This is a genomic window from Pseudomonas sp. B23(2017), assembly GCF_002113725.1.
Lineage (GTDB): Bacteria > Pseudomonadota > Gammaproteobacteria > Pseudomonadales > Pseudomonadaceae > Aquipseudomonas > Aquipseudomonas putida_Z.
The window spans coordinates 231,454-246,442 of the sequence record NZ_NEJM01000007.1; the positions used below are offsets into that span (position 1 = coordinate 231,454).

The following is a 14,989-nucleotide window of genomic DNA, read 5'->3' on the forward strand; positions in this document are numbered from 1 at the left end:
CCTCAGGCGGCGTTCTTGAGTTTCGGGTCCAGCGCATCGCGCAGGCCGTCGCCCATCAGGTTGATTGCCAGCACACTGAGCAGAATGGTCAGGCCGGGCAGGCTCACCACCCACCAGGCGCGCTCGATGTAGTCACGGGCCGAAGCCAGCATGGTGCCCCACTCCGGGGTCGGCGGCTGTACGCCAAGGCCGAGGAAGCCCAAGGCGGCGGCGTCGAGGATGGCCGAGGAGAAGCTGAGGGTGGCCTGCACGATCAGCGGTGCCATGCAGTTGGGCAGCACGGTGACGAACATCAGCCGTGGCAGCCCGGCACCAGCCAGGCGTGCGGCGGTTACGTAGTCGCGGTTCAGCTCGCCCATCACGGCGGCGCGGGTCAGGCGCACGTAGGATGGCAACGACACGATGGCGATGGCGATCACGGTGTTGATCAGGCCTGGGCCGAGGATGGCGACGATGGCCACTGCCAGCAGCAGCGAGGGCAGGGCGAGCATCACGTCCATCAGGCGCATGATCGACGGGCCGAGCAGTTGCGGGAAGAAACCGGCCAGCAGGCCCAGCAGGATGCCAGGGATCAGCGACATCACCACCGACGACAGGCCGATCAGCAGCGACAGTCGCGCGCCCTGGATCAGCCGCGAAAGCAGGTCGCGGCCCAGCTCGTCGGTGCCGAGGATGAACTGCCAGCTGCCACCTTCGAGCCACACTGGTGGGGTCAGCAGGAATTCGCGGTATTGCTCGCTCGGGTCATGCGGGGCGACCCACGGCGCGAACAGCGCGCAGAACACCACCAGGCACATGAAGGCCAGGCCCATCACCGCGCCTTTGTTGCGGGCGAAGGCTTGCCAGAATTCTTTGTATGGCGAGGGGTAGAGCAGGCTCTGGTCCACCGGGCTGACCGGTGTGACGGATTTCGGAATCGGGCTAGTCATGGCGAAGGCCTCAGCGCTGATGACGGATGCGTGGGTTGGCCAGGCCGTAGAGGATATCCACGACGAAGTTGACCAGGATCACCAGGCAGGCGATCAACAGGATGCCGTTCTGGACCACGGGGTAGTCACGGGCACCGATGGCTTCGATCAGCCACTTGCCGATGCCCGGCCAGGAAAAGATGGTTTCGGTCAGCACCGCACCGGCCAGCAATGTGCCGACCTGCAGGCCGAATACGGTCAGTACCGGGATCAGCGCGTTGCGCAGGCCGTGCACGAACACCACGCGGGCCGGCGACAGGCCTTTGGCGCGGGCGGTGCGGATGTAGTCCTCGCGCAGCACTTCGAGCATCGACGAGCGGGTCATGCGGGCAATCACCGCCAGCGGGATGGTGCCGAGCACGATGGCCGGCAGGATCAGGTGCATCACCGCGTCCTTGAACGCGCCTTCCTCGTCGCTGAGCAGGGTGTCGATGAGCATGAAGCCGGTCTTCGGCTCGATGTCGTAGAGCAGGTCGATGCGCCCGGACACCGGGGTCCAGCCCAGGCTTACCGAGAAGAACATGATCAGGATCAGGCCCCACCAGAAGATCGGCATCGAGTAACCGGCCAGGGAAATGCCCATCACCCCGTGGTCGAACAGCGATCCGCGCTTGAGCGCAGCGATCACCCCGGCCAGCAGGCCGACGATGCCTGCGAACAACAGGGCGGCAAAGGCAAGTTCCAGGGTGGCCGGGAACAGGGTGAGGAACTCGCTCCACACGCTCTCGCGGGTGCGCAGCGATTCACCGAGGTCACCCTGGGCCAGCTTGCCGACGTAGTCCAGGTACTGGACCGGCAGCGGCTTGTTCAACCCCAGGCGCTCCATGGCCTGGGCATGCATTTCGGGGTCGACCCTGCGCTCGCCCATCATCACTTCCACCGGGTCGCCGGGGATCAGGCGTATGAGCGCGAAGGTCAGCAAGGTGATACCGAAAAAGGTCGGTATCAGCAGGCCAAGGCGCCGGGCAATAAAGCTCAACATTGTCTGGGTTACCTCATCAGGCCGTGCGGCTAGCAGCACGCTACGGGGTGCCGCCGGTCCCCGTGTGGGTTGCCGGCGGTCGTTGTTGTTCTACTTCACCTTGGTGGTGGCGAAGTTGTTGTTGGCCAGAGGGCTGATCACGTAGCCCTCCACGTTGTCACGCATGGCGGCGAACACCTTGGGGTGGGCCATGCTGATCCAGGGTTGGTCGTCATCGTACACCCTTAAAGCCTCGGCATAGACCCATCGGCGCTCATTGTCATCCGTCATCTGCCGTGCGCGCGTGATGAGTTCCTGGAACTGCGGATTGCACCAGCGGGCGTAGTTCTCGCCGTTCTTGGCGGCCTCGCAACTCAGCAGCGGGGTGAGGAAGTTGTCCGGGTCACCGTTGTCGCCTGCCCAGCCGGTGGAGACCAGGTCGGCTTCGCCGTTCTTGGCACGACGCAGCATTTCGGCCCACTCCATCACGCGGATATCCAGCTTCAGGCCGACCTGTTTCAGGTCGGCCTGCAGCATCTCGGCGGACAGGCGGGGGTTGGGGTTGGTCATGCCGCCGCCGTTGCGGGTGAACAGGGTGATCACGGTACCTTCCGGTACGCCAGCTTCCTTGAGCAGGGCGCGGGCCTTGGCCAGGTCCCGAGGCGGGTTCTGGTTGGTGGTGTTGTAACCGAGCATGGTCGGCGGGTACGGGTTCACGCCCACCAGCGCGTTGTCCTTGCCAAACAGCTGGTCGACGTGTGTCTGGCGGTCAAAGGCCATGTTGATGGCTTTGCGCACGCGCACATCGCTGAGGTACTTGTGCTGGGTGTTCATGGCGATATAGCCGGTAACCAGCGCTTCGGTCTCGGCGACCTTGAGCTTGGGGTCGGCCTTGATCGTCGGCACGTCCTCCGGTTTGGGGTATAGCGCCACCTGGCATTCGTTGGCGCGCAGCTTTTGCAGGCGCACGTTGCTGTCGGTGGCGATGGCGAATATCAGGGCGTCGGCCGGGGGCTTGCCGCGGAAGTAGTCCGGGTTGGGTTTGAAGCGGACCTGGGCGTCCTTGTTGTAACGCTGGAAGATGAACGGGCCGGTGCCGATCGGCTTGCTGTTCAGCTCGGCGGTCTTGCCGGCCTTGAGCAACTGGTCGCCGTATTCGGCGGAGTAGATCGAGGTGAAGCCCATGGCCATGTCCCGCAGGAACGGTGCTTCCGGGCGGGTGAGGGTGATCACCACGGTGTGGTCATCGGTCTTTTCCACCGACTTGAGCAGGCTCTTGAAGGACATGCTTTCGAAGTACGGGTAGCCGACGCTGGTCTTGTCGTGCCACGGGTGCGCCGGGTCGAGCTGACGGCGCAGGCTCCACAGCACGTCATCGGCGTTGAATTCGCGAGTGGGCGTGAAGTAGTCGGTCTTGTGGAACTTCACCCCTTGGCGCAGGTGAAAGGTGTAGGTCAGGCCGTCCGGTGAGATGTCCCAGCGTTCGGCCAGGGCCGGCTGGACGTCGGTGGTGCCAGGCTTGAAGTCGACCAGGCGGTTGAACAGCGCTTCGGAGGTGGCATCGAAGGTGACCCCCGTAGTGTACTGGACAACGTCGAACCCTTCCGGGCTGGCCTCGGTGCACACCACCAATGGTTTGGCCGCCAGTTGCGTGGCACCGCCCAGAAGCAGTGCGGCCAGGGCCAGGCGCAGTGGCCGCGATTTCATGAAAGCTCTCTGCATGGGTTGAAACTCCCTGCTTGCATTGATTCCAGCGTAGCCGCCACGGCCCGCAGCGAAGCAGGCCGTGGCGCCGGCGGTCAGAGAATGTTGAATGGAATGGTGGTAACCACCCGGAACTCATCCAGGCTGCCATCGCCCTGAGCCTTGCTGGCGCGGTGCGCGGTGTAGGTGGCACGGATGCTGGTGTCTTTCAGCGGCCCGCTCTGTACTGCGTAGCTGGTGCCGAAGCCCCACTCGTAGTGGGTTTCGCCATCCAGGCCGTTCACGTCGTAGGCGGTACCGCGGTAATGGGTACCATCGATGCCCCAGCCGCGGGCGTTGTACAGGTTGAACTTCAGGCCCGGCACCCCGTACGGCGCCATGTTCAGCACGTAGGAAATCTGCAGCGATTTCTCGTTGGGGCCGTTGAAGTCCGACAGCAGCGAGTTGGCCAGGTAGATGCCGTTGGTTTCGTGCAGGTAGTCGAAGTACTCGTTGCCGTTGACCTGCTGCCAGGAGGCGCTGAGGGTGTGGGCCTGGTGGGTCAGGCCGAACGACAGGCTGTAGGTGTCGTTGTCGATATCGCCCATCTTCTTGCTGCCGGCGTCGACGGTCTTGTAGTAGTTCAGGCCGGTGCTCAGGCTGAGCACTGCGCTGTCGCCGAGCACGTGGTTGGCGCCGAAGTAGTACTGGTTCCAGAAGTCGTCGACCTTGGTGGCGTACAGGCTGGTGCTCAGGCTCTTGAACGGCTGGTAGTTGATGCCGGCGGTGCTGGCGCGGTCGGTTTCCACGCCAGTGGCACTGTACTCGGTGCGGAACTTGCTGAGGCTCTGTTCGGTACGGGGCGAGACGCGGTCGAAGGTGCCCAGGTCGAAGCTCAGGTTGTCGAATTCGGCGCTGTGCAGGAACGCGCCCTGGAAGCTCGAGGGCAGGGCGCGGTTGCCGATGTAGGCAATCATCGGCGTGTCCACCGATTGGCGGCCGACGGTGAGGGTGGTGTTGGACACCCGCGCCTTGACGTTGGCCAGGCCCATCTTGCTCCACTGGCCGACCGGGTCGCCGTCGCTGTGGGTCAGGGTGCGGTTGTTGGGGCCGGCGACGTCCTCGCGGTTCTGTTGCAGGGCGATGGCATTGTAGCCGGCAGCTTCGACGGCGAAGCCGACGGTGCCCTGGGTGAAGCCGGAGCTGTAGTTGAGGATGGTGCCCTGCACCCAGTTCTCGCGGCTGTGGGTGTCGTGGCGGGTGCCGTCGCTCTTGTAGTACTTCCACAGCGGGGCGCGTGTGGCGCGCTCGCGGGCGTACCAGTTGCGGGTGCTGCCGGACAGGCTCTGGCCGTCGATGAAGCCGCTGGCCTGCTCCTGCTCGCTGCTGCCTTTCAGGGTGATGGGCACGTATTCCTGGCTTTGCGGGTCGGCCTGGGTCACGGTGGATAAGGCACTGATGGATAACGCCAGTGCGGTCAAGGTGAATAGTCTCAAGGTTAAAGCTCCCTTTCTGTTCTTCTAGTTATTGCCTGGCCTTGTGGGCCGGGCTTCCTGCTGCGGTGTTGCCAGGGTTGCCCGGGGTCACCGGGCAGAATCGGGGCGTTGTGTTGGCTGTGCCGGCCCTTTCGCGGGTAAACCCGCTCCCACAGGGGCACCACAGGTTTCGGCATGTGCGCCGTACCTGTGGGAGCGGGTTTACCCGCGAAGAGGCCCTTGAGGGCTAAAGATCAATCAACACTCACACCGGAAAAGTCGTTGCGCCCGAACGGGCTGACCTTGAACTCGGAAACCTTGACGCTGAGCGGTTGGTTGACCGTGGAGTGCGCCACCGGGGTAATCGGCACCTGTTGCTTGAGCCGCTGCTGGGCCTGCTGGTACAGGGCGGTGCGCTGCGTGCGGTCGGTGACCTGCTTGGCCTGCTTGACCAGGCTGTCGTACTGCGGATCGCACCACAGCGAGTAGTTGTTGCTGCCGATGGCATCGCAGTTGTAGAGGGTGCCCAGCCAGTTGTCCGGGTCACCGTTGTCCCCGGTCCAACCGATCAGGGCGATATCGTGCTCGCCGCTTTTCATGCGCTTGAGGTACTCGCCCCATTCGTAGCTGACAATGCGCACCTTGAAGCCGAGCTTGCTCCAGTCGGCCTGGAGCATTTCCGCCATCAGCTTGGCGTTGGGGTTGTACGGGCGCTGCACCGGCATGGCCCACAGGGTGATCTCGGTGCCCGGCTTGACCCCGGCCTGCTGCAGTAGCTGCTTGGCCTTTTCCGGGTCGAAGGGGGCATCCTTGAGGCTGTCGTCATAGGACCACTGGGTCGGCGGCATGGCGTTGACGGCCAGCTGGCCGGAATCCTGGTACACGGCCTGGATGATCGCCTGCTTGTTCACTGCCATGTCCATCGCCTGGCGCACTTCCAGGCGGTCGAACGGTGGGTGCTGGGTGTTGTAGGCGATGTAGCCGAGGTTGAAGCCAGGTTGCTGCAGCACCTGCAGTTTGCTGTCGGCCTTGAGCGCCGGCAGGTCGGCGGGGCGCGGGTGCAGGGTGACCTGGCATTCGTTGCGGCGCAGCTTCTGGATGCGCACCGAAGGGTCGATGTTGATCGAGAACACCAGGTTGTCGATCTTCACGTCCTGCGGTGACCAATAGGCCTTGTTGCCCTTGTAGCGGATCTGCGAATCCTTCTGATAACGCTGGAACACGAACGGGCCGGTGCCGATCGGTTGCTGGTTGATGTCGCTGGGGCGCCCGCTGGCCATCAGCTGTTCGGCGTATTCGGCAGACAGGATGGAAGCGAAGCTCATGGCCAGGTTCTGGATGAACGCGGCATCGACCTTGTTCAGGGTGAACACCACGGTCAGTGGGTCGGTCTTTTCGACACGGGCGATGTTCTTGTCCAGGCCCATGCTGATGAAATAGGGGAACTCGGTCGGGTAGGCCTGGCGGAACGGGTGGTTCTTGTCGAGCATGCGGTTGAAGGTGAACAGCACGTCGTCGGCGTTGAAGTCGCGGCTCGGTGCAAAGGCCTTGTTGCTGTGGAATTTCACCCCTTCGCGCAGGTGGAAGGTGTAGCGCAGGCCATCTTCGGACACCTCCCAGCGGGTCGCCAGGGCAGGGTGCACGGCAGTGCCGCCGCGTTCGAACTCGACCAGGCGGTTGTAGAGCGGTTCGGCGGCATCGTTGTCGGTGGCGCTGGTGTACTGGGCGGTGTCGAAGCCGGCCGGGCTGCCTTCGGAGCAGAACACCAGATTGTTGGCCAGCAGGGCCGGCGACTGGCTGATCAGGCCCAGGGCCAGCAGGGCGGAAAGGCGGGTGGTATGGCGCATGGAAAGTCCTTTTACGTCTGTTTGCACCGCCTCAGGGTACGAATGGCGGCAACAGGTCGCCGACCCCGCTGCGGATGGCGGCGGGACGACATGAAAGGGTACGAGGATGGCGGGGCACCCGCCGCTCGACGGGTGCCTTGGCTAGCCTATTTGTCCACGCTGACGCCGTAGAAGGAGTTCAGCGCGAACGGGCTGATCTTGAAGTCCTTCACCTTGGCGCTCATGGGCTGGTACACGGTGGAGTGGGCGATCGGGGTGATCGGCACCTGCTCCTTGAGGATGTGCTGTGCCTGCTGGTACAGCTCGGTGCGCTTGGCCTGGTCGGAGGTGGCCTTGGCCTGCTTGATCAGGTCGTCGTAGGGCTTGTAGCACCACTTGGAGAAGTTGTTGCCGCTCATGGCGTCGCAGCCGTACAGGGTGCCCAGCCAGTTGTCCGGGTCACCGTTGTCACCGCTCCAGCCGATCAGCATGGCGCCTTGTTCGCCGCCTTTGGAGCGCTTGATGTACTCGCCCCATTCATAGCTGACGATCTTCGCCTTGATGCCGACCTTGGCCCAGTCGGATTGCAGCATCTCGGCCATCAGCTTGGCATTGGGGTTGTACGGGCGTTGCACGGGCATCGCCCACAGGGTGATTTCGGTGCCTTCCTTGATGCCGGCTTCCTTGAGCAGCTGCTTGGCTTTCTCAGGGTCGAACGAGGCGTCCTTGATGCTGTCGTCATAGGACCATTGGGTCGGCGGCATGGCGTTGACCGCCAGTTGGCCGGCGCCCTGGTAGACCGACTCGATGATCTTTTTCTTGTCCACGGCCATGTCCAGCGCCTCGCGGACTTTCAGCTGGGCCAGCGGGTTGGCCTCGTTGCTGCCCTTGACCTTGTCCATCACGTTGTAGGCGATGTAGCCGAGGTTGAAGCCGGCTTGTTGCGGCATCTGCAGCTTGGGGTCCTGCTTCAGCGGCTGGATGTCGGCCGGGCGCGGAAACAGGGTGACCTGGCATTCGTTCTTCTTCAGCTTCTGCATGCGCACCGAGGCGTCGGTGGTGATGGCGAAGATCAGGTTGTCGATCTTCACGTCATCGGGTTGCCAGTAGTCCTTGTTGCCCTTGAAGCGGATCTGCGCGTCCTTCTGGTACTTGCTGAACACGAACGGGCCGGTGCCGATCGGCTTCTGGTTGATATCGGCGGCCTTGCCGTCCTTGAGCAGCTGGTCGGCGTATTCGGCGGACTGGATCGAGGCGAAACTCATGGCCAGGTTCTGGATGAACGCGGCGTCGACTTCGTTGAGGGTGAACTTGACCGTGTGCTCGTCGAGCTTCTCCAGCTTGGCGATGTTCTTGTCCATGCCCATGTCGGTAAAGTACGGGAACTCGGTGGGGTAGGCCTTGCGGAACGGGTGGTTCTTGTCGAGCATGCGGTTGAAGGTGAACAGCACGTCGTCGGCGTTGAAGTTGCGGGTGGGTTTGAAGTAGTCGGTGGTGTGGAACTTGACCCCTTCGCGCAGGTGGAAGGTGTAGGTCTTTCCGTCGTCGGAGACTTCCCACTTGGTCGCCAGACCCGGGATGACTGCAGTGCCGCCACGTTCGAACTGGGTCAGGCGGTTGAACACGGTCTCGGCCGAGGCGTCGAAGTCAGTCCCTGTGGTGTATTGGCCTGGGTCGAAGCCGGCCGGGCTGCCTTCGGAGCAGAACACCAGGTTGGACGCGGCGAGGGCCGACGGTGCGCCGGAGAGCAAGCCTGCGCCTAGCAGGAACGGAATGACTGCGTGTTTGAGCATGGTGGCCTCATTGTTGTCATTTTTCGATTGAGGTGGCCTCGTGAGCCGACCTGCGGATACTTATGCAGGGGCTGTTCCCAATGCAATATGCGGAGGGATAGTTGACGCCAGAAAAGTGGTACGGTCGTACATGGATGTCGCATTGATATAACTTCCAGGGAAGTTAAACGTTTGCGCAGGCAAAATGATGGCTTTTTGCGGGATGTTTCGAGGCGGGGTTAGTGTAGGAAGCACCTATTTGGTGCGTAGGAAATTTCCGAAAATCCTGATTTGACAAACAACTGGACTCGCAAGCGATCCGCGTACCCTGTGGGAGCGGCTTTAGCCGCGAAGAATCCAACGCGGTGCATGGCACCGGCTGCGCCGGTGTTCGCGGCTAAAGCCGCTCCCACAGGGTCCCTGCTAATTCAATGTGTTATGTGCAGTTCCATGAGGGCGGGCAAGCCCGCTCCCACAGGTGTTTCGAGGACTCTTCAAGGCATCTGCACTTCGATCAGGCCATCGGCATTCATGCTCACTTCACTGGTCCCGGCCTCGATATCCGGCGCCGGTGCCGACTCATCAGCCCCCATGGCCTTCATCGCCATCGGTGCACTGCGCAGGTACGGGCGTGGGTAACCGCTGCTGTTGAGGTTCAGGCTGACCACTTTGTAGCCCTTGCCACCCAGCGCTTCGGTAGCCAGCTGGGCGCGCGCCTTGAAGGCATCCACCGCATCCTTGAGCAGTGCATCCTCGCTGGCCTTGCGCGTGGCCGGGGCGATGGAGAAGTCCATGCCACCCATCTTCAGCTCTTGCAGCAGGTCGGCGGTCAGCTGCGACAAGGCCGGGAAGTTGGCGCTTTCCAGGCGCAACTCGGCGCGCTCGCGCCAGCCGGTGATCTTCTGGCCCTTGCTGTCATACACCGGGTAGCTGTTGCGGCTGCCCTGGCTGATCTTCACGTCCTTGACCTGGCGTGACTGCTGTACGGCCTTGTTCATGGTTTCGGTGATCTGCTTGGCAAGCTTGCCCGGGTCGGTGTTCTGCGCTTCGCTGTACAGGGTAACGACCATCAGGTCACGCGCCACTTCCTTGCTGACTTCGGCACGCAGCGAGACCTGGTTGTAGCGCGGCTCATCGGCAGCCAGCGCCGGCAGGCTGGCGAGCAGGCCGCAGGACAGGATCAGGGCGGTGCCGCGACGTGGGATTTGCATGTGGTACTCCTTGGCAATATAAGGCGTGGGTTGTGGTCATCCATTCCACGCATGGCCCATCAGACCGGCAACAGTGTAGTGGGTTCAAAAGTGCCATCATCAACCTGTGACAAAGTGTGGCGCTTTGCCGCATCGCTGCAGCGAGGCGCCTGGCTTCGGTATACTCCAGCCGATTTTTCTGGAGCACTCATCAGGAGAGCTCATGCTCGCCGCCGTACAACCGCTGTCCGCTACTCGCCAGAACCTCTGGCGCCTGACCGTCATTCGGGTCCTGGTCCTGGCTGCCCAGGCCGGCTCCGTGGGCGTCGCCTACTGGACCGAACTGCTGCCCTTGCCCTGGCTGTCGCTGGCCGGCACCTTGGCCTTGTCTTCGCTGCTGTGCGCCTTCACGGCCCTGCGCCTGCGCCTGTCGTTGCCGGTCACCGAGCTGGAGTACGCCCTGCAACTGGCCTGCGACCTGCTGATCCACAGTGCCTTGCTGTATTACTCCGGCGGCTCGACCAACCCGTTCGTGTCGTATTACCTGGTGCCGCTGGCGATCGCCGCGGTGACCCTGCCGTGGTTGTATTCGCTGATTCTCTCGGGCATTGCCCTGACCGCCTACAGCCTGCTGCTGGTGCAGTTCTACCCGCTCGAAGGCCTGCCAATGGCGCGGGACAAGATGCAGGTCTATGGCATGTGGTTGAGCATTGCCCTGGCCGCCGCAGTGATCACCTTCTTTGCCGCGCGCATGGCCGAAGAGCTGCGCCGCCAGGAGCAGCTGCGGTCCGAGCGGCGTGAAGAAAGCCTGCGCGACGAGCAGCTGCTGGCCGTGGCCACCCAGGCCGCCGGTGCCGCCCATGAGCTGGGCACGCCGTTGGCGACCATGAGCGTGCTGCTGAATGAAATGCGCCAGGACCACGCCGACCCGCTGCTGCAGGAAGACCTGCAGATCCTTCAGGACCAGGTGAAGCTGTGCAAGGAAACCCTGCAACAGCTGGTACGCGCCGCCGAAGCCAACCGCCGCCTGGCCGTGGTGGAGCAGGATGTGACGGCCTGGCTGGACGAAGCGCTCAACCGTTGGCACCTGATGCGCCCGGAAGCCAGCTACCGCTTCCAGCGCCTGCGTGACGGCCAGGTGCCGCGCCTGACCCCGCCGCCGGACCTGACCCAGGCGCTGTTGAACCTGTTGAACAATGCCGCCGATGCCTGCCCCGATGACCTTGAAGTGCGCCTGGACTGGGACGCCCATGACATCGTCATCAGCATCCGTGACCATGGCCCCGGCGTGCCGCCGGCCATCGCCGAAGCCATCGGCAAACCCTTCATTACCACCAAAGGCAAAGGCTTCGGCCTGGGCCTGTTCTTGAGCAAGGCCAGCGTGACCCGTGCGGGCGGTTCGGTGAAACTCTATAGTCATGAACAGGGTGGCACCCTGACCGAACTGCGCCTGCCCTATGGCAAGCGAGGAGATGAATGATGAGCGAAGAAAACCAGGTCGAAGGCGAAGAGCTGCCGCACCTGCTGCTGGTGGATGACGATGCCACCTTCACCCGGGTCATGGCCCGTGCCATGAGCCGCCGCGGTTTCCGCGTGAGCACCGCCAGCTCTGCCGAAGAAGGGTTGATCCTGGCCCAGCAGGACCTGCCGGACTACGCCACGCTGGACCTGAAGATGGACGGCGACTCCGGGCTGGTGCTGCTGCCCAAGCTGCTGGAACTGGACCCGGAAATGCGCGTGGTGATCCTGACCGGATACTCGAGCATTGCCACCGCGGTGGAAGCGGTCAAGCGCGGTGCCTGCAACTACCTGTGCAAGCCGGCCGATGCCGATGATGTGCTGGCGGCGCTGCTGTCGGAGCACACCGACCTGGACACCCTGGTGCCGGAAAACCCGATGTCGGTCGACCGCCTGCAGTGGGAACACATCCAGCGGGTGCTGAACGAGCACGAAGGCAATATCTCGGCCACCGCCCGGGCGCTGGGCATGCACCGGCGGACCTTGCAGCGCAAACTGCAGAAGCGCCCGGTTCGGCGCTGATTCAGTACTGGCAGTACCGGCCTCTTCGCGGGTAAACCCGCTCCCACAGGTATTTCACAAGCCTCAAGACCTGTGCAGTACCTGTGGGAGCGGGTTTACCCGCGAAAGGGCCGTAACTGACAGAAACTTCTCTTTATCACCCCGCGATCCCCGCAAGTCCCGGCCGTTGGCGTATCATTAGCCCCCTAACGGCAACCCCCTCCAGGATCGCTTGCGCATGCTCGCCCTTCTTATCCAGACACTGAACATCACGGCCCCGGTCTTCGCCATGCTGTTCATGGGCGTGCTGCTCAAACGTATCCGCCTGATCGACGACAATTTCAACCGCGTCGCCTCGCAGCTGGTGTTCAACGTGTGCATGCCGGCGCTGCTGTTCCTCGGTATCTATCACGCCGACCTGGCCACGGCGGTCAAACCCGGGGTCCTTCTCTATTTCATCGTCGCCACCCTGGCCGGCTTCGCCATTGCCTGGGGCCTGGCCATCTGGCGCAGCCCGCTGGCCGACCGGGGCATCTATACCCAAGGCGCATTCCGCGGCAACAACGGCGTGATCGGCCTGGCCCTGGCCGCCAGTCTCTATGGCGACTACGGCATCTCCCTGGGTGCGGTGCTCGCCGGCCTGGTCATCCTCATGTACAACTCGCTGTCGGCAGTGGTGCTGGCGGTGTACAGCCCGGACCTGAAGTCCGACCCGTGGAGCATCTGCAAGAGCATCCTCAGCAACCCGCTGATCATCAGTGTGCTGGTGGCCACGCCCATGGCGTACGGCCAGGTGCCGCTGCCCAACTGGCTGCTGACCTCGGGCGACTACCTGGCGCAGATGACCCTGCCGCTGGCGCTGATCTGCATCGGTGGCACGCTGTCGCTGGCGGCACTGCGCGACAGTGGCAGGCTGGCCATCGACGCCAGCCTGGTGAAGATGGTCTGGCTACCGCTGCTCGGCACACTCGGTGCCTGGCTATGCGGCTTCCGCGGGGCCGAGCTGGGCATCCTGTTCCTGTACATCGGCAGCCCGACCGCAGCGGCCAGCTACGTCATGGCGCGGGCGGCCAACGGCAACCATGAGCTGGCGGCCTCGATCATCGTGATTACCACGCTAATGGCGGCGATCACCACCAACATTGGTATTTTCATCTTGCAGTGGGGCGGATGGATCTAGATCCTTGACTGCAAACAACACAAAAAACACAGCCTCACTGAGCTAAAGGACACTTCATGCAAGACCAGAGCACGCCCGAGCGGTTACAGCGCGGGCTGAAGAATCGCCATATCCAGCTGATCGCGCTGGGCGGGGCCATCGGTACCGGGTTGTTCCTGGGCATCGCCCAGACCATCCAGCTGGCCGGCCCTTCCGTCCTGCTGGGCTACGCCATTGCCGGCCTGATGGCCTTCCTGATCATGCGCCAGCTCGGCGAAATGGTGGTGGAAGAGCCGGTGGCCGGCAGCTTCAGCCACTTCGCCCACCAGTACTGGAGCGAGTTCGCCGGCTTCGTCTCGGGCTGGAACTACTGGGTGGTGTACGTACTGGTCGGCATGGCCGAACTGACAGCGGTGGGTATCTACGTGCAGTACTGGTGGCCCGGCTTCCCCACCTGGGCCACGGCGGCGATCTTCTTCGTGGTGATCAACCTGATCAACCTGACCCAGGTGAAGGTCTACGGCGAGATGGAGTTCTGGTTCGCCCTGGTCAAGGTGGTGGCCATCGTCAGCATGATCGGCTTCGGCGCCTGGCTGCTGACCAGCGGCCATGGCGGCCCGGACGCCAGCGTGGCCAACCTCTGGCAGTACGGCGGCTTCTTCCCCAACGGCGTCTCCGGCCTGGTGATGGCACTGGCAGTGATCATGTTTTCGTTCGGTGGCCTGGAGCTGGTGGGCATTACCGCCGCCGAGGCCGACAACCCGCGTCAGAGCATCCCCAAGGCCACCAACCAGGTGGTGTACCGCATCCTCATCTTCTATATCGGTGCCCTGGCGGTGCTGCTGTCGCTTTACCCGTGGCAGAAGGTGGTGCAGGGTGGCAGCCCGTTCGTGATGATCTTCCACGAACTGGACAGTGACCTGGTGGCGACCATCCTCAATATCGTGGTGCTGACGGCCGCACTGTCGGTGTACAACAGCTGCGTGTACGCCAACAGCCGCATGCTGTTTGGCCTGGCCAGCCAGGGCGACGCACCGCGTCAGTTGCTGAAGGTAAGCCGTAGCGGCGTGCCGCTGACCGCGCTGGGTGTGTCGGCTTTCGCCACCGGGCTGTGCGTGCTGATCAACTACCTGATGCCGGGTGAAGCCTTTGGTTTGCTGATGGCCCTGGCGGTGTCGGCGCTGGTGATCAACTGGGCGAGCATCAGCATCACCCACCTGAAGTTCCGCAAGGCCAAGCTGGCGGCCGGGATTACCCCGTTCTACAAAAGCTGGGGGCACCCGGTCACCAACTACCTGTGCCTGGCGTTCATCGTGCTGATCCTGGTGGTGATGTACCTGACCCCGCCGATTCGCATCTCGGTGATGCTGATTCCGGGGTGGATCCTGGTGCTGTGGGTGGCCTTCAAGATGAAGAAGGCTCGCCAGGCCAGATAGGTAACACAGTACCGGCCTCTTCGCGGGTAAACCCGCTCCCACAGGGGCTCCACAGGCACTGAAACCTGTGCAGTACCTGTGGGAGCGGGTTTACCCGCGAAGAGGCCGGTACAGGCTACCTATTGATAACTGTCGATCACTTCCTGTGCCGCACGGAACGCGTCAATCGCCGCCGGCACCCCCGCATACACCGCGCAATGCAGCAGCGCTTCGCGAATCTCCTCCACCGTACAGCCATTGTTCAGCGCCCCGCGCACATGCCCCTTGAGCTCTTGCGGGCACTTGAGTGCGGTCAGCGTGGCCAGGGTAATCAGGCTGCGGGTTTTCAACGGCAGCCCGTCGCGGGCCCACACGCTGCCCCAGGCATGTTCGTTGACGAAGTCCTGCAGCGGTTGGGTAAAGTCGGTGGCATTGCCCAAGGCGCGGTCGACGAACGCATCGCCCATCACCTGGCGCCGAATCTGTTCGCCGGTTTTCTTGCTATCAGCCATGTTGTTTTC

Annotated in this window: 12 protein-coding genes; 4 read left to right on the plus strand and 8 right to left on the minus strand. The window is 63.0% G+C overall.

All coding sequences use genetic code 11. The annotated features are described in order from the left end of the window. Positions 1 to 2: 2 nt before the first annotated feature. From CAG46_RS14155 to CAG46_RS14185, 7 genes are all read right to left on the minus strand, one after another. The gene (locus tag CAG46_RS14155; RefSeq protein ID WP_025337799.1) at positions 3 to 929 is read right to left on the minus strand and encodes an ABC transporter permease subunit; all 927 of its coding nucleotides are present in this window, start codon (positions 927 to 929) and stop codon (positions 3 to 5) included. A gap of 10 nt (positions 930 to 939) precedes the next feature. Continuing rightward, a complete protein-coding gene (locus tag CAG46_RS14160) occupies positions 940 to 1,950 on the minus strand; it encodes an ABC transporter permease subunit (RefSeq protein WP_012316108.1) in 1,011 nt (336 codons plus the stop codon). Between the two features lie 90 nt (positions 1,951 to 2,040). Further along, positions 2,041 to 3,651, minus strand: a complete 1,611-nt coding sequence (locus CAG46_RS14165; RefSeq protein ID WP_178080705.1) for an ABC transporter substrate-binding protein — start codon at positions 3,649 to 3,651, stop codon at positions 2,041 to 2,043. 77 nt (positions 3,652 to 3,728) lie between these two features. Continuing rightward, complete coding sequence (locus CAG46_RS14170) at positions 3,729 to 5,108, minus strand: OprD family porin (RefSeq protein ID WP_085616814.1); 1,380 nt, start codon at positions 5,106 to 5,108, stop codon at positions 3,729 to 3,731. Between the two features lie 233 nt (positions 5,109 to 5,341). After that, the gene (locus tag CAG46_RS14175) at positions 5,342 to 6,934 is read right to left on the minus strand and encodes an ABC transporter substrate-binding protein (protein ID WP_085616812.1); all 1,593 of its coding nucleotides are present in this window, start codon (positions 6,932 to 6,934) and stop codon (positions 5,342 to 5,344) included. A 146-nt stretch (positions 6,935 to 7,080) separates the two neighbouring features. Further along, complete coding sequence (locus CAG46_RS14180; RefSeq protein WP_025337804.1) at positions 7,081 to 8,706, minus strand: ABC transporter substrate-binding protein; 1,626 nt, start codon at positions 8,704 to 8,706, stop codon at positions 7,081 to 7,083. A gap of 473 nt (positions 8,707 to 9,179) precedes the next feature. Beyond that, positions 9,180 to 9,896: an SIMPL domain-containing protein gene (locus CAG46_RS14185; RefSeq protein WP_015269044.1), complete on the minus strand. Its 717-nt coding sequence runs from the start codon at positions 9,894 to 9,896 to the stop codon at positions 9,180 to 9,182. Between the two features lie 202 nt (positions 9,897 to 10,098). Here CAG46_RS14185 and CAG46_RS14190 point away from each other — a divergent pair, with 202 nt between their 5' ends. The 4 genes from CAG46_RS14190 (at position 10,099) to CAG46_RS14205 (ending at position 14,489) form a co-directional block, all read left to right on the plus strand. Further along, on the plus strand, positions 10,099 to 11,355 hold the full coding sequence (locus CAG46_RS14190; protein WP_025337805.1) for an ATP-binding protein: 1,257 nt from the start codon (positions 10,099 to 10,101) through the stop codon (positions 11,353 to 11,355). Then, on the plus strand, positions 11,355 to 11,915 hold the full coding sequence (locus CAG46_RS14195) for a response regulator transcription factor (protein WP_025337806.1): 561 nt from the start codon (positions 11,355 to 11,357) through the stop codon (positions 11,913 to 11,915). Before CAG46_RS14190 ends, CAG46_RS14195 begins: the two co-directional genes overlap by 1 nt. Positions 11,916 to 12,132: 217 nt before the next feature. After that, positions 12,133 to 13,074, plus strand: a complete 942-nt coding sequence (locus CAG46_RS14200) for an AEC family transporter (protein ID WP_075043854.1) — start codon at positions 12,133 to 12,135, stop codon at positions 13,072 to 13,074. A 56-nt stretch (positions 13,075 to 13,130) separates the two neighbouring features. Next, positions 13,131 to 14,489: an amino acid permease gene (locus CAG46_RS14205; protein WP_085616810.1), complete on the plus strand. Its 1,359-nt coding sequence runs from the start codon at positions 13,131 to 13,133 to the stop codon at positions 14,487 to 14,489. Between the two features lie 119 nt (positions 14,490 to 14,608). Here CAG46_RS14205 and CAG46_RS14210 read toward each other — a convergent pair whose 3' ends face one another. Further along, the gene (locus CAG46_RS14210) at positions 14,609 to 14,980 is read right to left on the minus strand and encodes a carboxymuconolactone decarboxylase family protein (RefSeq protein ID WP_046615782.1); all 372 of its coding nucleotides are present in this window, start codon (positions 14,978 to 14,980) and stop codon (positions 14,609 to 14,611) included. Positions 14,981 to 14,989: the final 9 nt, after the last annotated feature.